Source organism: Microseira wollei NIES-4236, from assembly GCF_020521235.1.
Taxonomy (GTDB): domain Bacteria; phylum Cyanobacteriota; class Cyanobacteriia; order Cyanobacteriales; family Aerosakkonemataceae; genus Microseira; species Microseira wollei.
This window is the reverse complement of record NZ_BLAY01000081.1, coordinates 15626-38462: the sequence shown is the minus strand read 5'-3', so window position 1 is coordinate 38462 and position 22837 is coordinate 15626. Positions and strand designations below refer to the sequence as shown.

Here is a 22837-nt window from a genome sequence, read left to right as displayed (position 1 = left end):
GTTAAAGAAACCGGGATTCTCTCAAAGTGGTCTTATATCGAATCCGTTTGCATCAGAATTACTTTGTGTAGCGGCAATTAGCAATTAGCAATTACCAACAAAGCCAATCATTCCGATGCAACCGAATTTGATATTACCTCTTATGGCTGGATGATAAAAGGAGTGTCGCTATTGTCGAACCCTCGGTTCCCGGCAGCGTCGAAGGCTACCACCTGGATTACGGCTTTGCTGGTTCCCGGTCCGGTTACCTGCCAGTCGTAGGACATATCATCGCCATCCAGACCTTTGACAATGGGTGCAAACGTACCGTTTTGCCCTTGCCGCGAGATCCTCACCCTGTGTTCTACAATCTCGACATTGTCGAGACTTTTCCACATTATCGTCACCCAATCTCCTACTTTCAAGATCTCGCCGCCATTGGGGGAAATGACTTTAACTAGAGGCGGTTGGGTATCAGGAAGTGCCTCGATAGTCAAGTTGGCGCTTTTGTCGTTCTCCATATTAATGTCTCCGTAAATGAACAACTGTATAGATGTCTACGCTGACTGATTAAGCTTGGATTTATAACAGAAAAAAAGTTTCGTCCTCAACCATTCTGTTAATCAGTAACGTCCACAACTTATAGATGTATACGTTGACTAATTCAGCTTGGATCTATGAGAGCTTCCTTCTTGTTCCTTCTTCCCAATTCCCTTTGTAAAAAATACCCCCTCAGGGTACTAATAAAGCCCTGTTATATTTCGCAATATAAATAATAGCCCCTACTTGATTTGTGGGGACTTACGGCGTTTTAGTTAAAAAGTCTACAGCATCCCGGTTTCTTTAACAGGACTTACGCAAGGGCGTTGCCAGAAACCCGGTTTCGACCTTGATCTCTGGTTGCCAAACCAACGATTTTTCGTAGAAACCGGGTTTCTAGAAACCGGGATGCTCAAGCGGATATTACGAACCGTACAAAGCCCGATTGAACGCTTTGATTGCTTCCATATCGTAAGGCCCGCCTGACTCAGATGGCGTTTCTTGGGGTTGGGAAGCTTTCTGCGTTAACTCGCCTGCTTTACTCTGCGTAGATTGTTGAGTGCTTTCGGTCACTTCAACTTTAGCCTTTGACGGCTCTGAAGGAGTTATATTGGCTGTTTCTTGTGATAGCACTTCCGCTGATGGCTGACTGGTTAACGTTGTTTCGGCAATAAACTGAGAACCGCGCCAAAGCGGGTTACTCAAAGCCATATCGGAAATTACCAGCATTGAGGTAATAAATAGGACAACGGTTAGCAAAAATACTCTCAAAATCGATGTTTTCATAACACCTCTGGAAAAGTTTGTTGTTAATTTGTTTTGTGACAAAACTGTTATGGCCTACGGCGTTCAAGTTGGTATTACAAAAATAGCACTTTTGATCGCAACTGCCGATGAAGATTTAGCCGCTTGTCTGGGTTAGCCTAGTACTTGAGAAACCCGGTTTCTTTAAAACCGGGTTTCTGGCTTTGAAGCGATCGCTTGTTTAAAATCCGCTGCCGTAGGGGCACGGCACGAGCAATATTCTTTCGCTTGAGCAACCTATTTAATCATGGCGTGCCCCTACAGATTGCATCCCCGATTTTGGGTCAGGTTGAGTAGGGGCACGGCACGAGCAATATTCTTTCGCTTGAGCAACCTATTTAATCATGCCGTGCCCCTACAGATTGCTTGTTCAGAAAAGCCTTCATGGCATCGGACAGTGGGCGATCGACATCAAACTCTCCAAAGCGATCGCGAAACTTTGTCCACGCCTCTGAGAGTAATCCTTGTCGCCGGAAGTACGGGTGAATCCATATCCATTGGAGTGCGTAACCTGATTGGCGGAGTCTAAAGCAGCAAGCTCCAATACATGGAACTTGAAACTCTTTGCCCCTTGCTCCAGCTTCTGGGTGAATCCACAGGAATGCAACGCAATCAGGATCGTTTTCTTCACCTTCGTAGCCGTACTGGGCAAAATCATAATCGAACTCCCGCCGGAAAAACTGCGCGATGCGATAAACAGCCTTACGGTAGCTCTTGGGCGATTTAATAGTAACTTCGATTGGGTTGAACAAGTAATCGCCGCGAATCAAAGGACAAACAATATCTACAGCCTCACGTCTAATTGCCAGCATTGATTTAGCCTTCTTTAGATAGTTTGTTTTAGTTTATCGAGGTGTTGGAGACAATGGCTCTCCATTTTGAACATTTGTCTGGATCGAGTTGCGATCGCGACTCTTGAAACCTTTTAGGCAGTCCATGTGATGTATCTGATTTAACTCAAACTGTCTAGCCATGCCTTCCCAATCAAGATCGGCGATTCTCTTCGAGACGCTACGCGAATTTACTAGCGCTTACCAGCAACAACTTCACCAACTCCCAACCTTTTAAACATTGCTTCCCTTGCCTGCATTGCCAGAGTATCATCCAGCGGTTGTAAAGATATTGGTGTTTGATATTTTTCTGCTAATGCTGTTTGAATTAACCAATCAGCCACAAAGGGATTTTTAGGCAAAAGTGGGCCGTGGGAATAAGTAGCGATCGCATTGCGATAAAATGATCCTTCTGTTCCATCTTCGCCGTTATTTCCATAACCGCTTATCACTTTCCCTAGCGGTTCTACCTTGCCCAAATAAGTCCTACCGCCATGATTTTCAAAGCCAATTATTACCGCCACTTTCCCTAACATTGCTTGTAAATCTTTGGCTAAACGCGAAGCAGTGACTTCAAAAACTACATTTCCAATGCAGCGACGCGCATCTGGTCCCGGATGTTTGCTGACAAAATCTAATAATCCCAAACCTTCTATTCTTTGACCTAATGCAGGTTCGTAATAATGTCCCAACAATTGGGGTGCGCCGCAGGTAAAAACTCCTGGAGTTCCGGCTTCGATTTTCTGGCGCAGTGCTTCTGCTTTCGCTCCTTTTAAATCGCGCATGACTATTTCTTGCTGTCTGTCTTGCGCGCCGCCACCGACTAAAATATCAACTTGATGAATATCGTCGATAGTTGATTGCAAGTCGAGGGGTAATACTTGTACTTTAATTCCCCGCCATTTGGCGCGTTGCTGCAAGCAGATGGCATTGCCGCGATCGCCGTAGGTACTCATCAGGGTAGGATATAACCAGCCAATTGTTAGTTCTGTCATTGGTAATTGCTAATTGCTAATTGCTAATTGCTAATTGCTAATTGTTCGATCGATCATAGAATTTTGCGGCCTGTTAGTAAGCCTCGCACTTCTAACATGGCTGAATAGGTGGGGAGAATGTGCAGGGTTTCGCCTGGGGGAGTGCATTCTAAGGCGGTTGTAATGGCTGACTGCAAGTCTTCTTTGATAATTAGGTTAAATTTGTCATTTTCGTCGGTCTGGCTGTAGCGCAGGCGCAGCGCCATGTCGTAGACGCGATCGCCACTCACGACAATTGTTCCTCCCGACGCGACCAATTTTTCCGTATCTACGTCCCAAATCCACGATACATCTGTGCCATCGGGGGTGCGATCGTTCAGTACTACTAAACTTGTCGATGATTTTCCGGTAAGTTTTATCTGATTCACGGCGCGGATGGTTTCGTTCATCCCTACGGGATTTTTGGATAACAAAATCCTGACGTGCTTTCCGGCGACTTCTAATTCTTCGGCGCGTCCAAATGCGGCTTGGAAGTTTTTAATTGTATCGAGGATTGTACTTTCATCGATGCCGATTTCTTGGGCGGCTAATACGGCTGCTAGGGTGTTGTATTTGTTGTAAAGTCCGATCAGAATTTGAGGCCATTGGGAGCTATTAATCGATACTTTACTCTTGCTAAAGCCGCAATTGGGACAGTGAAAATCGCCCAAATGGGATAGATAAACGCCTTGATAATCTAAGGAGTGACCGCAACTGGGACAGTAAATTGAGTCAACGGCGTGGGGAATTTCGTCTAGATATTGGTCGGGTTCGCTTAAACCAAAGTATAAGACTCGTTGGGGTAAATGCTGACCGAGGTGGGAAAGCGTGGGGTCATCGGCGTTGATGATGATAGCGGTGTCTGGGGAAAGGGGTGCGATTGCTCCCATCCACCGTTGGCTAATTATATCGACTTCGCCGTACCGATCCAACTGGTCGCGAAACAAATTCAAACACAAAATATACTTTGGCTGGATTTGCGGCAGCACTTTCGGCAGGATATTTTCATCGATTTCCAGAATCGCGTAATCTGCTTTGAGATTACCCGCCAAATTAGTATTTTCTAGCAACGCCGCAATTAAACCATTGACCAAATTCGCACCCGTGGCGTTGTGTACCACCCGCCAACCTTTGCGTTCCAGCATCGTGCGTAACAGCAGCGATGTGGTGGTTTTGCCATTCGTCCCTGCAATTAAAATTGTGCCGTACTTCACCTGACGCGCCAGCAGGGAGAGAATTTTTGGTTGAATGCGGCGCGCAATTGCTCCCGGTAAAACACTCGCAGCACCCAGTCGCAGCAAGCGCACTAGGGATGTAATGGTACGTGCAGCTGTTACTGCAAGGCTTAATCGCAATTTGTCTACCAGTTGAATCGCCACGCTGACATCCTTTGAGAATGGGCAAGAGGGCAAGGTTGCTTCAGTTTGATAATATACAACTAAAAATTGGACTTCTGGCAAAAATAGCAGCGGACAAACAGGATGCCCTTCCCACAACTGATATTTTTTCTTGTCGGGTAGGCGGATGGGCAGGATGCCCTTCCCACAACTGATATTTTTTCTTGTCGGGTAGGCGGATGGGCAGGATGCCCTTCCCACAACTGATATTTTTTCTTGTCGGGTAGGCGGACAAACAGGATACCCTTCCCACAACTGATATTTTTTTTGTCGGGTAGGCGGATGGGCAGGATACCCATCCCACAACTGATATTTTTTTTGTCGGGTAGGCGGATGGGCAGGATACCCATCCCACAACTGATATTTTTTCTTGTCGGGTAGGCGGATGGGCAGGATACCCATCCCACAACTGATATAGCAGTTTGTGACTTGGTGGAATACAGCCCTTGTGGCTTAGTTTGTGTAGCGGCACCCTTAAGGGTGCCGCTACACAAACTAAGCCAGGCGTAGCGGACTATTAACTTATGCAAAATCAAGTGTATTCTATCAAGTCGCAAACGGCTATATTTTTTCTTGTGGGGTAGGCGTCCCGCCTGCCCAAGAATATAAAATAATGCCGCCTATAGAAAGTGGCGGCATTATCTCTGTTGCAGATATCTGTGAAAACAATAATCTTACCAAAGCGCTCTGATGGGACGGCGCGGTAGAGGTTCCACTTCTGTTGTCTGTTCCACCGGCTCAATTCTAACGGGTGCGGGTTGCACTGGCGCCCGTCTTACAGGTGCGGGTCTTTCTTGCGGCGGTGGTAACACGATGCGCCTGGGTGTGCGTTCTATCTGAGTTGTCGTTTCCTCAATCCGCGTGACTCTGGCGATTGTAACTGCTTCTACTGCGGGAGCGAGGGAAACTATTCTACGCCCGTCTACCATTCTGACGATAATTTTCATACCGGGGACTAAACCGAGTCGTCCCTGTTCCAATCGAGTTAAGCCGATTTCTTTGGTATCGCCGTTGGGCAGTTCCAGGGTTACGATGTTGCCAACGATACTTCTGATTGTGCCGGTGTAAGAATTGGAGTCGGATGCTACAGCTACTCGATTGTCTTGGAGGCGATCGCTCATTTCAGTTGCGATCGCTGGACTTGATGCGATCGCTCCTAACGCCACCACGAGAGCCGTCCCCGTCAATATTTTCACATTTTGAAGACGCATTTTAACCTCACTTTGAGATCGTTTGCCGACTATACCTAGCTCTTGCTTCGCAAAGCTTTTTCTCTTGCCTTTGTTTCTCCCAAATTCTAACTCTCACCTTTTTGGCGGTAACTCTACCTATAGGTATGAGTTGTTTGGATTATCACAGGTTTGCAAGCTCTGCTGTATAGTCGCTGACAAAACAAGTCTGTTTTTCAGACTCAGCTACAATATAACTGTTTCTACTGAGGAAAGTTTAGGTAAAAATACTACAATAGGAACGAGTTTCAATACGGAACCGATAAAAATTATCAATATGTCAAGGTATCGGTAATCGTGCGAGGAAAATCGATAGCTGGAAACATGAAACTTCTTGGGTTAAGCGTAATAATTTTAACAATGTCCTTCGGGGGGCAGGCTGCTGTTGCTTCTGCTGTAACTGCCGAGGCAATAGCTATCGAGCCAAAACCGCACATGGAAGCGCCTCCTGTTGGACAACCCCCAGTAGCGCCTAATACAGAGCAATCCGCGCCAGTAAATCCCGCTGTTGAGATTGGTTTAGTCATAAAATTGAGAGAGCGGCGGGTTTATGTATATCGGGGCGATCGCGTGGATAAAAGTTTCCCCATCGCCATCGGTAGGGCAGGGTGGGAAACGCCGACAGGTAAGTTTAAAGTCCTCCACATGGAACGCGATCCAATTTGGGAACATCCTTTGAATGGGCAGGTGATTCCGCCGGGGCCAAATAATCCGTTAGGTGCGAGGTGGATAGGATTTTGGACAGATGGCAGAAATTATATAGGATTTCACGGCACGCCCAACGAGCGATTAGTTGGACAGGCGGTTTCCCACGGCTGTATTAGAATGCGAAATCGAGATGTAGAAGCGTTATATGAAATGGTTAGGGTAGGAACGCCAGTGACAGTAGAACCATAAGAAATTGCAGATTTGAGATGGCAGATTTCAGATTGACTGGACTTTGGACAAAAGAAAAATATTTCGCGAGTATTGAACGCGAAATAAACTCGAATTAATTAGGAGTAATTAGGCGGTTTTAAGCAGCGTTCTGTGTAGAAGACTGGCTCTTTTTAATCTTTTTACCCTGTTTGACCACTGGGTGTAGTTTTCTTTTTTGTATAGAGTTACCTTGAATCCGCCCACTAGAAAAACCACGGGGGAAGGGAGAACCTGCTGGTGTGCTAATCGTCCGCATAATTCGGTAGAAGTCTCGTTGAACCAAACTAGGCGTCAGAGAATGGTTAGTTTTTTTGTGATGATATTTTTTCCAAGGACGAGGAAGAATTTCCACTAATTCCCTGGCTGCCCATAGCTGTATATAAGCAAGTTGCGTAAGTCCTGCCCAGTTTTCTTCATGCTCTACATCAGGGGTTTGAAAAGACCTCATCAGCAAGCGTTGCTTACTGAAACGCAACATATGCTCCAGATAAAATCGTTGTCGGTGGGCCTGATAGTAATCGAGTAAAGTTAATTCATCTCGCCGCTGACCAATTGCAATTAGCCACATCGGACGCCACAGTTGCTGACCAGTTTCATCCGTGACCCTGACTTGCAATAAAGTAAAAGGATGCTGGTGCATCGGATAATCTTTCGTACCTCGCATCAACATTTGATGCCAACCGGAAATGGTTACAGGACTTACGCACCACGAGCCTAGAAACAAAGGTGAGACCGTCGATCTCTCGTTGACAAACCAAGGATTTTTCGGCTCACCTTTGTTTCTTTGCGTTTGAGATGACGCCCACGACGAGTAGTGAAAGTTGTCTGTGCTATTTCATCCGAAGAGTGCCAAAGCGCTATAACCTCGCCGAAACGAGGGGTGTTCACATAATTCTACTGGAGAAATCGCCGTGGTGTTCCCTGAGAGCGCGTCGAGTAAATCGATCAAACTGTCGCGGCTATAGTCCAATCCTAAACAAAGGGCGAGCCTGTTAATGGTTGGCATATACAGAGCTTGAGTAATTGGTCTTTATTAGTACAAAATACTTCGGGGATCCAGAGACGTTTTTAATTTTTCCACAACTCTCACCATAAATAAATCGGGGGTTGGTAAGGGAACGGTAGCCCCTGTCGTTCACCCATGGGGAGGAAGCTGTCCCCCTTACACAAACAACTGAGCGGCTTGCGAATCATTATTGATAGGCATAACCATCGCTCCTGTGAACAAATGAACAATATTTGTGACTAATCCCTGCTACCCGACCTGTAGCCGTTGTGATGTCGAAACTGCCTGTTGCGAGGGCATTGAACCCGACCAATATAAGAGCCAACCTTTTTGCCTTTGGTGACAACAGCTTTGACAATATCGCCAGGCAAGAAAACCATAGTGCTTTTTGGTATTTGACCGATGTCGAATCGGAAAGCCAAAAGCATTGGTTCCACACATTTGGCGGTTGCCGTGTCCTGTTGCTTTGATAATCAAAGGGTTAGATACCAAAACTTTTAAAGTGTCTGGAGTTGATGCGCCTACATTCGCAGCATCTAGCCAATGAGTTTTAGGCAAATTTTGACGACAACGGTTGTACTTAGTCCTGCCTCCAGTTCCAGTTTCTACGGGCAAACCTAACTCCTCAAGGCAATTAAACAGTTTCCATCGAGTCGCGTTAACTGCTGCTGTGTCAGCTAAGGGTCGATTAGACCTGTCAAGAATTGACTTGAGTAATTCAGGCTTGTTCTTCAAGAATTGCTCTGGGGGGCTTATTCGCTTTCTTCTGATTACATTTCGTGCAACTCAAGGTCAAGTTAGATACACGATTAGACCCGCCTTTTGACTTGGCAATAATATGCTCAATCTCTAGCCCCATTTCGGTAGCACCACAGTAGGCACACCGCCGATGCCATTTTTCGAGCATATATTCTATACGCTCGTATCCGGCAAGCAATCCCTGTTGATACTCAATACCTGTGATTTCTGGATTTTGCATCAGTTGAGTGTCAAACCTTACTAATTCAGTCGAGATGGCAGTGACTGGTGATAACCGCAATAACCGTTTAACCCAAGTCAAAATATTATTTACTCGACTGATTAACGAAGGTGGTAGCCATTTATCAGAGCGACGACGATTGTCAAATCGAGGTTGACGGTAACGAGTCTTGCGATTCCTCCGAGAACGTCTTAACTGTCTTCTAGAGGTCAGGGCATCTCGAATTTGAAATCCTCTATGAGTTAGTTCTGCTGCCCACAGAACAACCTCGTTTCGCAAGATTGCTATACCTGTTGTCCTCGCTCCAGGGTCAATTTTAATCCTTAAATCTTGGTTGAAAGGTTCTCCGAATTCCTGCTTCAAAATAATCGTAAAAGGATATCTTTTGAACACAGCAGCTTTTCCTAACTTGAGTAGTTTCCTTGCTCTAGCAGGATGGGTTGGGTTGAGCGGCTTCTTGTTGCTGTCTAAGACAAATACAAACATGAGTTTTAATCTTCCTTTCGGAGTAAAGTGAACCGGGCTAACGCCCCGCTTCGCTAACGACAATGTTCAGAATCGGTACTTTCTTCAACACACTGGCTTAACCCTTGTACACCTGTTTAATGCTGAAGTTCTAGAGCTGCAAACTGGTTCGTGCATTCGCTCTTAGGAGCTTTAACACTTGTTCCTACCGTGACTGCGTGAGTCTTAGTCTGGTCATGTAGGCGTGTAGAATAATTCGAGCGCAAGCAAGAATTAAGTCTTACAAGCCCCCGCATTTATGCGTGGGGTTCATGACAGCTTCGTCCCGTCTCCACCAGAGGTGCGTCATCCCCAACTTCCCTATCATTCCCATCTTCCCCATCTTCCTAGCAACAACGAAGGTCTCTACACCCGTAAGTCAACAATGCTACCCGTTTAAGAGGCGGGAGTGTCAAATTGGTAGAAAACGACACTCTCGTTTATGTCAAACGCCCCAGACTTGTCTCTCGAGCGAGCCATTGACCGCCATCCCCTGACGGTATCTCCTGACACGCCGGTTTCTGTTGCGCTCGCGCTCATGTGTCAGAATCGCTCCAGCTATGTCCTCGTGGTCGAGCTTCAGAGCGTCCCAGGTAACCCCCGTCTTTGTCTTTTAGGCATATTTACAGAAACAGATGTTGTAAAAATAACGTTAGAAAAGAGAGTTTTAGAAGAGATAGCGATCGCTCAGGTGATGACGAATCAACCCATCACCGCGAACGAATCCCAGATGTCAGATATGGCGATGGCGATCGAATTGCTGCGCCAGCATCGGGTTCGCCATCTCCCCATCGTAGATGGGGAGGGTTTTTTAGTTGGCATCGTCACCCAAACCAGTCTGCTGGGAAATCTACAGATCGATAGCTGGCAACAATTGGTACAGGAGCGAACGAAGCAATTGCAGTCCGAAGTCTTGGAACATCGGCAAACAGCAGCAGCACTGCAACAATCGCAAGCTAGTTTAGCTGGGATTCTCGATATTGCCGACGATGCGATTATCTCGGTAGACGCAACTGGGCGGATTCAAATATTCAATCAGGGCGCGGAAAGAATCTTTGGCTATACCGCAGCGGAGGTTTTAGGAAAGCCAATCGACATGTTATTGCCTGAAACGTTACGGGCAGTGCATCGTCAGCACCTGCATAAATTTGCCCAATCCGCCGATATCTCGCGGAAAATGGGAGAACGTCGGGAGATTGTGGGTTTACGCCAAGATCAGACCCAGTTTCCCGCCGAAGCATCGATTTATAAGCTAAAACTGCCACAAGAAACCATACTGGCGGTGATCCTGCGGGACATCACCGAACGCAAACAGGCAGAAGAAGCGCTGCAAAACCAAATTGCGCGAGAACGACTCGTGGCGGCTATTGCGGCGCGCATCCGCCAGTCTTTAGACTTGGAGACGATTCTTAATACCACGGTGGCAGAAGTGCGGCAATTTCTCGCTTGCGATCGCGTGATTATTTACCGCTTTTTCCCAGATTGGAGCGGGATTGTAGTTGTAGAATCAGTAGGCTCAAATTGGACGCAGAGCTTGGGAAGAATCATCTTTGATGAATGCTTTTCTCAAGAATACGTCCATCTCTATCAAAACGGTCGCATCAAAGCCATCGACGATGTCTACAACTGTGACATACCCCAATGTCAAGCCGATTTGTTAGCCCCCCTGCAAGTCAGGGCTAACTTGGTGGTTCCTATCCTGACGGCAACAAAGGCAGCACCAGAGGCGGGAGGAGTGGGAGAATTTGGCTCTTTACTCGCTTACACTCATCTTTGGGGAATCCTGGGCGCCCATCAATGCTCTGCCTCCCGCCATTGGCAAGTGTGGGAAATTGAGTTGCTCAAACAATTGGCAACCTCTGTAGCGATCGCCATCCAACAAGCAGAACTTTACCAACAGTTAGTCACCGCCAACCAACAGTTGCAGCAATTAGTTTGTTTAGATGGCTTAACTCAAGTCGCCAATCGCCGCCGTTTTGACGAATATCTTGACAACGAGTGGCTGCGTATGCTAAGAGAACAACAACCGCTGTCGTTGATTCTCTGCGATGTGGATTGTTTCAAAGCCTACAACGACACCTACGGACACATAGCGGGAGACAGTTGTTTGCAGGAAATTGCCAATGGGATTCGCGCCGCCGCCCGTCGCCCCGCCGATTTAGTAGCGCGTTACGGCGGTGAAGAATTTGCCGTGATTCTGCCAAACACGACGGCCCAAGGAGCGGCGAAGGTAGCAGTTGAAATCCAGTCGATATTAAGATCGTTGCAGATCGAGCATCGCAAGTCTTGTGTCAGCGAGTATATCACCCTCAGCTTGGGAGTAGCGAGTACGATTCCTTCGGCTAGCTCTTTTCCGGAAATGCTGATCGATGTAGCCGACAAAGCATTGTATCAGGCAAAAGCAGAAGGACGCAATCGCTACATCGTCCAGCAATTAACCGATGACTGTTTGTGAAGCGACAAGCTTTGCGGTACAATACGCAAGCTGGGTCGGTTCTGGCGGGGAGCAGCCGCCAGAGGTAACGGGGAAAGTCTGGTGCAAGTCCGACACTGTCCCGCAACTGTGAGTCGATTTTGGATTGGGTAATCGCTAATCGCGTTCCCAGTCAGAACGAGGTAATCGCAAAAAACAATTAGCAATTAGCAATTAGCAATTAGCAATTACCAATTACCAATTACCAAAATCGAGTAAGTCAGGATACCCGCCGACGTTGGATAAATGAATCTGCGAGGTACAGATCGTGTCAAAAATAGAAGTTTCGCGTCAGCAGTCAAAGCGTACTGGTATCCACCAGTTGGGAGGACGCCGCTTTGCGGCTAGCGGATTTTTGGTATGTTTAGGACTGTTGAGTGCGGCGGGAAAAGCGATCGCTCACCACGCCCTTGATGGTAAAATACCCAGCAATTTCTTTGAAGGTTTTGTTTCCGGATTAGCCCACCCAATTATCGGTTTAGACCATTTTGCTTTTATTGTTGCCATGGGATTGCTCGCAGTTGGATTGTCGCGAGGCGCTTTAATTCCAGCAGGATTTATCTTAACAGCACTGCTAGGCACGGGAATTCACTTGCTTGGGCTGAACTTACCAGGGGCTGAGATGATTATTGCGGGTTCTGCGATCGCTTTTGGCGTCATGCTATTCACCCAACAGCGTCCCAACTTCATCGCGCTGACAGCACTAGCATCCTTCGCAGGTTTATTTCACGGCTACGCTTATGGCGAATCCATCGTCGGCGCACAAATGACACCGCTACTTGCGTATTTGTTGGGTTTTAGCTTGATTCAGTATGCCATTTCTCTGCTTGCTCTTTTAATTGGCAACTGGACGATGAAGAAATTCACCCGCCCAACTTTCTCGCCCCTGCAATTCGCTGGCTTTGTCATCTGCTCAATCGGTACTGTTTTCCTCACTTCTTCCCTTTTGGGTTAATTGCATATTCCCCAGGACTATCAAATCAACAATGAAGACGCAACACATTCTATTTGTGTGTAAAACCTGTGCCACCGTTTGGCAAGATGGCAAACCACAAGGCAAAAGTGGGGGTCAGGAACTAATCGAAAATCTCAGCCAACTCCACCAAAATTGGGAATTACGCGCTCGATTTCCCATGCAAGAAGTTGAGTGCATGAGCGCTTGCAGTCATGCTTGTGCTGTTTCATTCGCCGCCCCGGATAAATATACTTATCTGTTTGGCGATTTACCCCCCCAAAATAGCGCAGCCGCAGTTCTAGAATGTGCCGCTCAATATTATGCAAAACCCAATGGTCTTTTGCCCTGGTCAGAACGACCAGAACCCCTAAAAAAAGGCGTAATCGCCCGCATCCCACCCCTCAAATAATTTACTCCCTTCCCGCTAGCAGATTATCTATGTCTTCCTTCTTCCTTCTTGGCGTTCTTGGCGTCTACCCTACGGGAAGCCGCTGCGCGTCTATGGCGGTTCATTCAATAGAAATTCTTCCGGCGGGAAGAAAGTAAGATGGCAGATTTTAGATTTAAGATTAAATTCAATCTAAAATCTGCCATCTAAAATATGCAATTATAGGAGCTTTTATGGCTGCAAAAATACCCGTTACTGTGATTACTGGCTTTCTCGGCAGCGGCAAAACAACTCTGATTCGCCAGTTATTGCAAAACAATCAAGGGCGTCGCATCGCCGTTCTAGTTAACGAATTTGGCGAATTGGGCATCGATGGTGAATTGCTGCGTTCTTGCCAAGTTTGCGATGATGCTGAAGTGCCAACTACGAACATAGTTGAACTCACGAATGGTTGTCTTTGTTGCACCGTTCAGGAAGAATTTCTCCCCACGATGCAACAGCTACTAGAACGGCGAGAAAATTTGGATTGCATACTGATCGAAACATCCGGATTAGCATTGCCCAAACCTTTAATTCAAGCCTTTCGTTGGCCTGAAATTCGCACAGGCGCTACAGTCGATGGCGTAGTTACCGTAGTAGACTGCGAAGCCGTAGTATCTGGAACCCTGGCTGCGAATTTGGATGCTTTGGAAGCGCAAAGAAAAGCTGACCCCAATCTAGACCACGAAACGCCAATTGAAGAATTATTTGAAGACCAATTAGCTTGTGCTGATTTGGTGCTGTTAAGTAAAGTTGACCGAGTCAACGCCCAAACTCAAACTCAGGTGCAGAATTGGTTAAAACAGCAACTACCACCAGGAGTCAAAATTGTCCCTTGCGAAAGCGGTGAAATTAGCGCCGATGTTCTGTTAGGATTTAATGCAGCGGTTGAGGAGAATTTAGACTCTCGTCCCAGTCACCACGATGAGGAAGAAGACCACGAACACGATGAGGATATTAATTCAGTTCACTTTGTTTTAAACCGAGAATTTGAGCCTCAAGCGTTAGTTGATTCGCTGAAAAAATTGGTGCAACAGCAAGAAATTTACCGGGTTAAAGGGTTTGTTGCAGTTCCGCATAAACCAATGCGGTTAGTATTGCAAGGAGTCGGTTCGCGCTTTGAGCATTTTTACGATCGTCTTTGGCAAGGAAACGAACCCCGCGAAACTCGTTTGGTGCTGATAGGTCGCGGTTTGGATAAAAGTAAAATTGCATCGGCATTGCTAATTGCTAATTGCTAATTGCTAATTGCTAATAGCAAAACCTCTATCTGTAGGGTGCGTTAGCCCGCAGAGTACGGCACCATGCCCCCATATTTAGTAGGCGGGGGAGGTAATAGGCATATATTGTCTGTAAAACCCGCCCCTACTAGCGATCGCATTCCCTATCAAACAACAATTACGATACGCAGAATGTCCCGTTTAATTCTGAGTAGGTTTTGACCTTCTCCTACCAAATAAACCAGACATACTTAACCCTGTCACTAATAACCCCAAAAGTCCTAACCCGTTCAAAATCGGGTAAAGTCCTTCAAGACCAAAGATTTTGCCGGTATGTAGTGAAAGCAGTAGACTGCGCGGAATTGGCATATCAATCGACCACTGTTCCACAAACGTAACCGCCATGCCAGTTAATAATGTGACAGCAAGAGGTAAGGCAAGGATAATTGCCAGGGTTCGATGGTACGTACGAAACGATCGCATCATATTTTACCTCTTGGAAACCGTCGCTATATTTTTGTCGAGTGCCTGCAATCCCGCCAAGGCTTTTGCTTTATCTTTTGCTTTGATAGCACTCTCTACCTGAGATTCGGCGTCCTCAATCGCTTCATAGCTTTTGGCAGACTTGGCTTTAACTCCATCCTCAACTTTGTTCCAAGCATCTTCAAATTTGTCAAACGCCTTTTGGGCTTGGTCAAAGTTGCCAGCTTCCACTGCTGTTTTTGTATTTGACACTACACCAACTAAGGCAGTAAATCCTTCTTGGGTAGTATTTGAAGCAGTTGTAGCGGCTGTTGGTGCAGTTGTTTCAACAGCCGGAGAAGCTTGGCTTGTGGGTTGAGTATTGCTACTGCATCCTGTTAATGCTAGCAGACCGATTGTGGTAATAGCGATCGCGTAACTTAAACGGTTGATCATAACTGTTAAAAGTGAAAACAAAATGAAAATGTAATTAACTGGCTGGCTCGACTATTGAGAACAGCTATGGAATAATTATATGATAAATTGCCAAGAACCAACCAACTTTTCTGGCTGTGAAACTTGGTATTATTGACCCATGAACTTCTACCTTGGCATCGACTTCGGCACTTCTGGCGCCCGGGCAATAGTAATCGACTCTGAAGGTATTATCCAAGCAGAAGCGCAATATCCGTTTGAACAACCCAACCACACCATTATCTGGCAGAATGCTTTATTTACTCTGCTCGAACAAATTCCCCAGGAAATCCGAGGGGAAATCAAAGCGATCGCTCTCAATGGCACTTCTGCCACCGTCCTGTTGTGCGACAACTTTGGTAACCCCATTTCTGAACCTTTAATGTACAATGATGGACGGGGAATAGAAGTGATCGAGAAAGTCCGCGCGATCGCTCCTCCCAACCATACCGTAATCAGCGCCACTTCTAGCCTGGCAAAACTTTTCTGGTTAATCCAAAATGCCGATAATATTCAAAATTGTTATTTCTTACATCAAGCGGACTGGTTAGCTTTTTTATTGCACGGACGTTTGGGAATTAGCGATTATCACAATGCATTAAAACTCGGTTACGATGTCGAAAATTTGTGCTATCCAGATTGGTTAGAAAATTTACCAGTACGTCATTTATTGCCCCAAGTCCTCGCACCTGGGGTGCCAGTCGGTGAAGTGAGGGCAGAAATTGCCACTCGCTTTAATTTGCGGCGAGATTGCATAGTTTGTACCGGAACAACTGATAGTATTGCCGCATTTCTCGCCAGCGGTGCGAATTCTCCCGGTGAAGCAGTAACTTCTCTAGGTTCGACTTTAGTCCTAAAACTATTAAGTCGCACTCGGGTCGATGATTCCCGATATGGAATTTATAGCCATCGCTTACCCTCCCAAGCGATCCCCCTCCCGTCCCCCTTCAAAAGGGGGAAACCAGAGGATGCTTTGCCTTTAGTCTCAGGCGGGCACTTACCCCCCCAAGGCATTGGGGGGCAGGGGGGGATCGATTTATGGTTAGTTGGCGGTGCTTCTAATACAGGTGGTGCAGTATTAAAGCAGTTTTTCACCAACGCTGAATTAGAAAATCTCAGCAGTCAAATTGATGCCGAGAAAGAATGTTTATTAGATTATTATCCATTGGTGAAGGCGGGCGATCGCTTCCCCATCAACGACCCCAATCTACCACCCCGACTAGAACCCCGTCCCGAAAACCCTGTAGAATTTCTCCACGGTTTACTCGAAAGTATCGCCCGCATTGAAGCCAGAGGTTACCAATTATTAACACAATTCGGTGCAACGCCGTTAACTCGCGTTTACACCGCTGGAGGTGGGGCAAAAAATCCTACTTGGCAAAAGATTCGCCAACGTCATTTGCAAGTATCTATCTTAAGACCGATTCATACAGAAGCCGCTTATGGTACAGCTTTATTAGCAATGCCAGCAATTAATCGCAGCGAGCGCTAATTTCAGATTTGAGATTTGATCGGTCTCTCATTTTCTAATCCTCGATCCACGTTTCGCAACCAATTAAATCGCAAATGCGATCTCTTAGCAAATAGCCGCACTCTTCTAACTCGCATTCCACACAACGCCATTCCCCCGGTCTAATATACTCGCAAAGCGCATATATCGGTTGTTGGCGACTGATTGTGCCTTTCTTGACCAGTTCGCGGGCTTCATCCCTAATCACATCGATTGAATAGCGGATAGTAGATGTCGTCATCATCGCCTCTCCCCCTGACAAAAGCTTGGACTGCTTTTATATCATCGCTCTTTTAACACCACTTAACTCATTAATGTCAAAAAACGATGAAAAAACCAACAAAACGAAATCTTTTAGCGATATTTTAAGCTAGTTCAATTGCTGCCTTGCTATTATACCTTAAACTCATAATTTTTGCAAGCATTGACCTAGATTTATACCTCTGGTTGCAACTCGACGCTGTATACAATTTTACCGTTTACATCGAGCAACGCAACGGTCATTAATTTAGTTGCAGCATCTATTTTTACTGTTCCAAAAAACTGCATTTCTGCCGTAGGCGGAAGGTTTTGTTTCATCCCCACACCTGCGCTTTGAAACTTCACTTGTGCGCCAAAAGTATTATCAATTGCTTGCGGCCCAAAACTGCCACCGTGCAGCGGCCCTGCAGCGAATTCCCAAAACGGTTTAAAGTCAGTAAATTGAGCTTTGGCGGGGTCGTAATAAGTCGCGACGGCGTAATGCAAATCCGAGGTCAGCCAAACAACATTTTTGATATTATTTTGTTGGATAAACCGCAACAAATCTGCCAGTTCTAATTCCCGTCCCAAAGCGGGGCCATCCCCGTTGGCAAAGTTTTCAAATGCCTCGCCATCGCGGACAATAATCCCAATAGGCATATCGCTAGCGATTATTTTCCAAGTTGCTTTTGAGGCGAGTAATTGGCTTTTTAACCACCGCACTTGTTCGTTACCTAAAAACTCTGTTTCTGCACTTGCTACTAGCTGACGATTAGCAGAATTTGGCGCACGATAGCTGCGTTCGTCGAGCATAAAAATATCTAAATTTGGGCCATATTTAAAAGCTCGATAAATGCGATCCGGATCGTTGGCGTCCCAGCGAAATGGCATATACTCAAGTAGCGCTCTTTTGCCACGCGCCGCCAGCAAATCGCAGCTTTTCACGGTATAGCGGTTATCATCTAGTATTTCGCCTGGATACCAGTTATTAGTTGTTTCGTGGTCGTCCCATTGCACTAACAACGGCACTTCTGCGTTGAAGCGGCGGACGTTTTCATCGAGTAAGTTATAGATATAATTGCCGCGAAACTCGGCTAAAGTTTCGGCAACTTTGGACTTTTCTGGGGTAGTAATATTTTTCCAAATACTGCCGTCTTCTAGTCTAACTTCCGATAGAATCGGGTTATCTGGATAGGTATTATCGCCGCAGTGGATGAAGAAATCTGGCTCTAGTTTTCGGATGGTTTCATAGATTTTCATCCCACCCCAATCTGGATTAATACCCCAACCTTGACCGCCGCTGCACCCCGACCAAGCAAAGAAAATATCTTTACCTGAGTTAGGAGGGGTGCGGAAACGACCTGTAACGGGAATGCTGGAGATATTTCTATCGGCTAAATCTTGGAAAGTTACGCGATAAAATAATTGCTGACCTGTGGGTAAATCTGATAGGTAAACTCGCGCTGTAAAGTCGGTGGGTTCTATTGCTGCTGACCCTACAATTCCTTGGACGTTGCGGAAAGTTTCGCTGGTGGAATATTCTACAATTATGCGCGCGGGTCGGTCAGTTTTGCTCCAAATGACGGCGCTATTTCCGGTAATATCGCCGCTGGCGACGCCGTAGGGAATTTGCGGACGCATTCTATCTGATGTTACGATGCCGGGAGCCTGTGCGAATGATTTTGAGAATAAGTTGCTGGCAATAATTCCGCCACCTGTTAAAGCGGAACCTAGCAGGAATTTGCGACGACTGATTTGGTTTGAAGGTTTTCTTTCCAAGATCGCTTTCTCCCAAACTATAGTTTTATTTTAGGTGAGCGATCGCTTACTCAGGTAGGAAGGAATGTATATAACCGCATTTTTCGCAGACTAGACACAAAGCATAGCGGTTCTTCCAGCTTGGATAATCAAGGGTAGGGACTCCCTCTGTTAACTGTACTTCTCGACGCCAGAATAATTCATGGGCGCCGACTAAGCATTTCAGTTCAACTTCGCCTACCTTGTAAGCTTCGGGTTGTTGCACGTCAACACCTCTAAGTTCGGTTTCGTCACCTCAGACCAACCCGCTTTTGTTTCGTTCCCAGCCAGGAGCCTGGGAATGCTATATTCGACGATGCTGCCTCCAATTATATGCGGCTTATCGGCAGCTGGAGCCGCTGAAGTTGCGTTACCAGGTTCCACCTGCGTTACCAGGTTCCACCTGCGTTACCAGGTGGAACCTGGTAACGAGTGAACCTGGTAACGAGTGATATCATGTCCAATAGCAAAGGTTGTGTAACTGCTAATAGCTAATCGCTAATCGCTGCTCTCGAGGCAATTGAATTGCGAGCAATTAGCAAGCGAGCAATTAGCCATCCATACACTACCGATACCACAGGACATGATATGAAAGAGAGTTACTCTACTCGTTGCATTTGAGCAACTTTGGGGTCGATGATTTTTTGACCGATGCTGGGAAATTTTATGGCTAAACATAGTTTGTTTCCCGATCCCAAAACCCGGGTGATTTCGCCGACGCCGAAGTCTTTATGAACGATGCGATCGCCTACTTTCCAATTTTCGCTTTTCACTCCCCCCCTTGTTAAGGGGGGGCAGGGGGGGATCTGTCGGGAAATCGCTTTTGTCACCCCAGTCGTACCGTTACCGCTGATATGTTCTTGCGGCAATTCTGCTAAAAATTGCGATTTAATCGCGGGTTCGCGCGAACCATATAAGCGTCGCTCTCGCGCATGAGTCAAAAACAAATTTTCTTGGGCGCGGGTGATGCCTACATAACAGAGTCGCCGTTCTTCTTCCAACGCCGCCGGGTCGTCTAAACTGCGGACATGGGGAAATAATCCTTGCTCTAATCCTACCAGAAATACAACGGGAAATTCCAGTCCTTTTGCGGAATGCAGCGTCATTAAAGAAACAGCTTTTTGTCCTTCTTTTAAGTTATCCAAATCCGATGCCAGGGAAGCATTGGCGAGAAACCCTTCTAAACTGGAATCTTCCGTATCTTCTTGGAATTGCAGCACGGCGTTATAAAGTTCTTGCACGTTTTGCAATCGATCTATTGCTTCATCGGTTCCCTGGGTTTTCAAGTCTTGAACATAACCAGATTCTTCCAGAATACCTTGAACAATTTCTGCTGCTGTTCGGGAATTAATTTCTTCGCGCCAGCGTTGCATAAGTTCGACAAAACTTAAAATCGGTTTTGCCGTTCTTCCTGCTAAGGTATGCACCGATGTTTCATCGCTTAAAATTTCCCATAAGGGAATGCCTAACTCTTGCGCTGCTGCAATTAATCGGTCTAAAGTCGCTTTGCCAATGCCGCGCCGGGGGGTATTAATAATTCGCAGCAAGCTGAGGCTATCTGCTGGGTTTGCTAGGGTTCGCAAGTAAGCCAAAACGTCTTTTATTTCTTTGCGGTCATAGAATCTTAAACCCCCGACAATTGTGTAGGGAATATCTCGTCTGACTAGGGCTTCTTCAAACGGGCGAGATTGAGCGTTGGTGCGATAAAGAATTGCAAAGCTTCCCCAGTCTATTTCGGGATTATTGTTTGCTATTGAGCGAATTTGATTAATGACAAACTCGGCTTCTAAAACCTCGTCATCGGCTTTGTAACAATAAATTTGATCCCCTGCATCTCGCGTAGCACGCAAAATTTTATCAATCCGTTGGGTATTATTTTCAATCAGTTTATTAGCTACATGCAAGATGTTTTCTCTGGAACGATAGTTTTCTTCCAATTTCACCATCGTTTGGGTATCTTCATCGGGCAGTCCATCGCCAAAATCGTTTTGGAAGTCAAGTAAGATGGTGAAATCTGCCATGCGGAAGCTGTAAATCGAATTATGGACTAAAACTCCATTGGCAATGTAAGTGTGAGCGATGTCTACTTCTAAATCGTAAACTGCGCCCTGATACTCTTCCTGAAATACTTCTTGGATTTCACGTTCCTCTAGTTTCCCATCTACATCTATTAAGACTCTCATTCCTGGCTGTAAGTGAGAGAGTGGCATAAATTCATAGGTAATGCCACTTAATAAAGCGCGTTCGCGAATATCTAATCCACCAGTTGCAGCGATTTTATGAGCAATAACCATTGCTTCTTTATAAGAGACTCTAGCCGTTTCGAGTCGATAACCGCGATTATTTTTACTCGAACGAATTGGGAAGCCAGCTGATTGTAAATTGTGGGCAATATCGCTGCGATTAGAACACCACTGTAAGCGATGATAGCTAGCAGATAATTGCCGCTCTAGTCGTGGCGTACCAAACATTACCAAATTTAATGTCTGTCGGCGAGAGCCGTTTTGCGGTCGATAATGAGGATAATCTGGATGCAGCCACAAATCGTCCATTAAACGGTGAGCATTGGTGATGGTGTCAATTTCTTGGAACAACCGAAAAATTAATTCATCGCTGATTCGCAGATTGCGACCTTCGCCATGAAAAAGTATTGTTGGTAAACCATATTTAGCAGCATAGTATGCTTCGTAGTACCGAGCTTCTTCGTAGGAATTTGTTGTTTTCAGCACCCATAGTTTGTCACCATGTTCTTGACATGCTCGCACTCTAAAACCTAATTCTTCTTTGCCATAGTCGTTACTACGCAGACTTCTGGTCATACCAACGCGATAACCTCTGTCTGCTCTGTACATTAAGTAAACGTAGTAACGTCCTGCTTGGGGAACCATTCGCGCCAAGATAATATGATGGGGAGTGCCTTTGAGCAATTTATCTCCAGCACGCACGCACCACAGGGAATCAGAAAAATAACCCTGTTTGATTTGGGTAACTGTACGTGGATAAAGTTGATGTTCGCCGCTGGGTGCTAATACTTTATCTCCTACCTTTAATGTCTCAATTGGCGCATAGCCGTCGGGAGTCAAAATTTGCGTGCCAGGAGGAAGACACTGATCTGCATCCCCGACGACAAAAATCGATCTGTTTTCCCAGTTATTGAATTTTTTATTATCAACTCCGCCCGCAACTAAAAGGCTAATTAAATCATATTGGGTGCGGTTGGTATCTTGATATTCATCGACTAAAATATGACAAAACTTCTGATGCCAATAGGTTAAAACTTTCTGATTTTGCCGTAATAGCTGCACGGGGACTAAAATTAGGTCGTCGAAGTCGAGGGCGTTATTTTCTGCCAGCGCATCTTGGTAGTGGGTGTAAACATCGGCGATAATTCGCCCTTTATAATAAGGATGTTCTCTGGCATAATCGCTGGGTGAGAGTCCCTGGTTTTTGGCGTTGCTAATGGCGTAGCGAATGTTACGGGGTTCAAATTTCTTGTCATCCAAATTTAGCTTTTGGGTGACTATCTGTTTCACCAGAGTTTGCGCTTCCGATTCGTCGAAAATAGAGAAATTGCGATTCCACTTGCGGTTTTTCTCATCTTGATATTTGTCGATATCGTAGCGGAGAATGCGAGCGCAGAGACTGTGGAACGTGCCGCACCAAAGGGGTTTAATATAAGTTTGGTAAACTTGCGATCGCCACCGGGTTTGCTGCGACTCGCTCAGATCTGACAAAGCTTTCCCATATTCCTCTTGCGCCTGTCTTTGCGCGAACAACTTTTCAATCCTTTCTTTCATTTCCCGCGCCGCTTTATTAGTAAAAGTCACCGCCAGGATATTTTCCGGATCGACCCCGTGGCGCAAAATTAAATTAGCAATGCGATAAGTCAGCGCCCGCGTCTTGCCGGAACCTGCCCCGGCGACGACTAATAATGGGCCGCAAAAATGCTCAACCGCACGGCGTTGAGAAGGGTTGAGATGGTTAAGAAAATCAGTTGTTTGAGTCATAGAGATTTTAGAGCGATCGCCAATTTTACTTCACACAAGCTTCATATAAGACGGTCAAGTAAAAAGATTTGAT

General features: G+C 46.0%; 20 protein-coding genes, 1 pseudogene and 1 riboswitch. Of the genes and pseudogenes, 7 read left to right on the top strand and 14 right to left on the bottom strand.

Annotated features, from left to right (window positions below; all coding sequences use genetic code 11):
• Positions 1-140: 140 nt before the first annotated feature.
• The 6 genes from MiSe_RS25060 to MiSe_RS25035 all read right to left on the bottom strand — a co-directional run bounded on the left by MiSe_RS25060 (position 141) and on the right by MiSe_RS25035 (position 5774).
• Positions 141-500 (bottom strand): hypothetical protein, encoded by a 360-nt coding sequence (locus tag MiSe_RS25060; RefSeq protein ID WP_226585858.1) that lies wholly within the window; start codon positions 498-500, stop codon positions 141-143.
• A gap of 442 nt (positions 501-942) precedes the next feature.
• Positions 943-1305 (bottom strand): hypothetical protein, encoded by a 363-nt coding sequence (locus tag MiSe_RS25055; protein ID WP_226585856.1) that lies wholly within the window; start codon positions 1303-1305, stop codon positions 943-945.
• Positions 1306-1661: 356 nt separating this feature from the next.
• Positions 1662-2135, bottom strand: a complete 474-nt coding sequence (locus MiSe_RS25050) for a hypothetical protein (RefSeq protein ID WP_226585854.1) — start codon at positions 2133-2135, stop codon at positions 1662-1664.
• A gap of 212 nt (positions 2136-2347) precedes the next feature.
• Positions 2348-3148 (bottom strand): type 1 glutamine amidotransferase, encoded by an 801-nt coding sequence (locus MiSe_RS25045; protein WP_226585851.1) that lies wholly within the window; start codon positions 3146-3148, stop codon positions 2348-2350.
• Positions 3149-3201: 53 nt separating this feature from the next.
• Positions 3202-4539 carry a MurT ligase domain-containing protein gene (locus MiSe_RS25040; RefSeq protein ID WP_444980545.1) on the bottom strand — a complete coding sequence of 446 codons (1338 nt, stop codon included), beginning with the start codon at positions 4537-4539 and terminating at the stop codon, positions 3202-3204.
• Positions 4540-5237: 698 nt separating this feature from the next.
• Positions 5238-5774 (bottom strand): hypothetical protein, encoded by a 537-nt coding sequence (locus tag MiSe_RS25035; RefSeq protein WP_226585847.1) that lies wholly within the window; start codon positions 5772-5774, stop codon positions 5238-5240.
• 453 nt (positions 5775-6227) lie between these two features.
• On the opposite strand from MiSe_RS25035, the gene MiSe_RS25030 reads away from it, so the two are divergent.
• Positions 6228-6689: a L,D-transpeptidase gene (locus tag MiSe_RS25030; protein WP_507770168.1), complete on the top strand. Its 462-nt coding sequence runs from the start codon at positions 6228-6230 to the stop codon at positions 6687-6689.
• A 118-nt stretch (positions 6690-6807) separates the two neighbouring features.
• Here the strand turns inward: MiSe_RS25030 and MiSe_RS25025 are convergent, their stop codons facing one another.
• Complete coding sequence (locus tag MiSe_RS25025) at positions 6808-7434, bottom strand: hypothetical protein (RefSeq protein ID WP_226585845.1); 627 nt, start codon at positions 7432-7434, stop codon at positions 6808-6810.
• Positions 7435-7903: 469 nt separating this feature from the next.
• Positions 7904-9181, bottom strand: a pseudogene (gene iscB / locus MiSe_RS25020) (RNA-guided endonuclease IscB).
• 277 nt (positions 9182-9458) lie between these two features.
• On the opposite strand from iscB, the gene MiSe_RS25015 reads away from it, so the two are divergent.
• The 5 genes from MiSe_RS25015 (at position 9459) to cobW (ending at position 14295) form a co-directional block, all read left to right on the top strand.
• Positions 9459-9599 carry a hypothetical protein gene (locus MiSe_RS25015; RefSeq protein WP_226585843.1) on the top strand — a complete coding sequence of 47 codons (141 nt, stop codon included), beginning with the start codon at positions 9459-9461 and terminating at the stop codon, positions 9597-9599.
• 42 nt (positions 9600-9641) lie between these two features.
• Complete coding sequence (locus tag MiSe_RS25010; protein WP_226585841.1) at positions 9642-11654, top strand: diguanylate cyclase domain-containing protein; 2013 nt, start codon at positions 9642-9644, stop codon at positions 11652-11654.
• Between the two features lie 19 nt (positions 11655-11673).
• Positions 11674-11923, top strand: a riboswitch (cobalamin riboswitch).
• 17 nt (positions 11924-11940) lie between these two features.
• Positions 11941-12627 carry a HupE/UreJ family protein gene (locus MiSe_RS25005; RefSeq protein WP_226585838.1) on the top strand — a complete coding sequence of 229 codons (687 nt, stop codon included), beginning with the start codon at positions 11941-11943 and terminating at the stop codon, positions 12625-12627.
• A gap of 31 nt (positions 12628-12658) precedes the next feature.
• Positions 12659-13036, top strand: a complete 378-nt coding sequence (locus tag MiSe_RS25000; protein ID WP_226585836.1) for a DUF1636 domain-containing protein — start codon at positions 12659-12661, stop codon at positions 13034-13036.
• A gap of 212 nt (positions 13037-13248) precedes the next feature.
• Positions 13249-14295 carry a cobalamin biosynthesis protein CobW gene (cobW, locus tag MiSe_RS24995; protein WP_226585834.1) on the top strand — a complete coding sequence of 349 codons (1047 nt, stop codon included), beginning with the start codon at positions 13249-13251 and terminating at the stop codon, positions 14293-14295.
• A gap of 180 nt (positions 14296-14475) precedes the next feature.
• Here the strand turns inward: cobW and MiSe_RS24990 are convergent, their stop codons facing one another.
• Positions 14476-14757 (bottom strand): peptidase, encoded by a 282-nt coding sequence (locus MiSe_RS24990; RefSeq protein ID WP_444980544.1) that lies wholly within the window; start codon positions 14755-14757, stop codon positions 14476-14478.
• 6 nt (positions 14758-14763) lie between these two features.
• A complete protein-coding gene (locus MiSe_RS24985; RefSeq protein WP_226585831.1) occupies positions 14764-15192 on the bottom strand; it encodes a DUF4363 family protein in 429 nt (142 codons plus the stop codon).
• A gap of 139 nt (positions 15193-15331) precedes the next feature.
• On the opposite strand from MiSe_RS24985, the gene MiSe_RS24980 reads away from it, so the two are divergent.
• Positions 15332-16702, top strand: a complete 1371-nt coding sequence (locus MiSe_RS24980; RefSeq protein ID WP_226585830.1) for an FGGY-family carbohydrate kinase — start codon at positions 15332-15334, stop codon at positions 16700-16702.
• A 34-nt stretch (positions 16703-16736) separates the two neighbouring features.
• Here the strand turns inward: MiSe_RS24980 and MiSe_RS24975 are convergent, their stop codons facing one another.
• The 4 genes from MiSe_RS24975 to MiSe_RS24960 form a co-directional block, all read right to left on the bottom strand.
• Positions 16737-16961 carry a DUF4327 family protein gene (locus MiSe_RS24975; protein ID WP_226585866.1) on the bottom strand — a complete coding sequence of 75 codons (225 nt, stop codon included), beginning with the start codon at positions 16959-16961 and terminating at the stop codon, positions 16737-16739.
• 194 nt (positions 16962-17155) lie between these two features.
• Positions 17156-18739, bottom strand: a complete 1584-nt coding sequence (locus tag MiSe_RS24970; protein ID WP_226585829.1) for an alkaline phosphatase D family protein — start codon at positions 18737-18739, stop codon at positions 17156-17158.
• Between the two features lie 46 nt (positions 18740-18785).
• The gene (locus tag MiSe_RS24965) at positions 18786-18983 is read right to left on the bottom strand and encodes a hypothetical protein (protein WP_226585828.1); all 198 of its coding nucleotides are present in this window, start codon (positions 18981-18983) and stop codon (positions 18786-18788) included.
• A 373-nt stretch (positions 18984-19356) separates the two neighbouring features.
• Complete coding sequence (locus MiSe_RS24960) at positions 19357-22764, bottom strand: UvrD-helicase domain-containing protein (protein ID WP_226585827.1); 3408 nt, start codon at positions 22762-22764, stop codon at positions 19357-19359.
• Positions 22765-22837 lie beyond the last annotated feature (73 nt).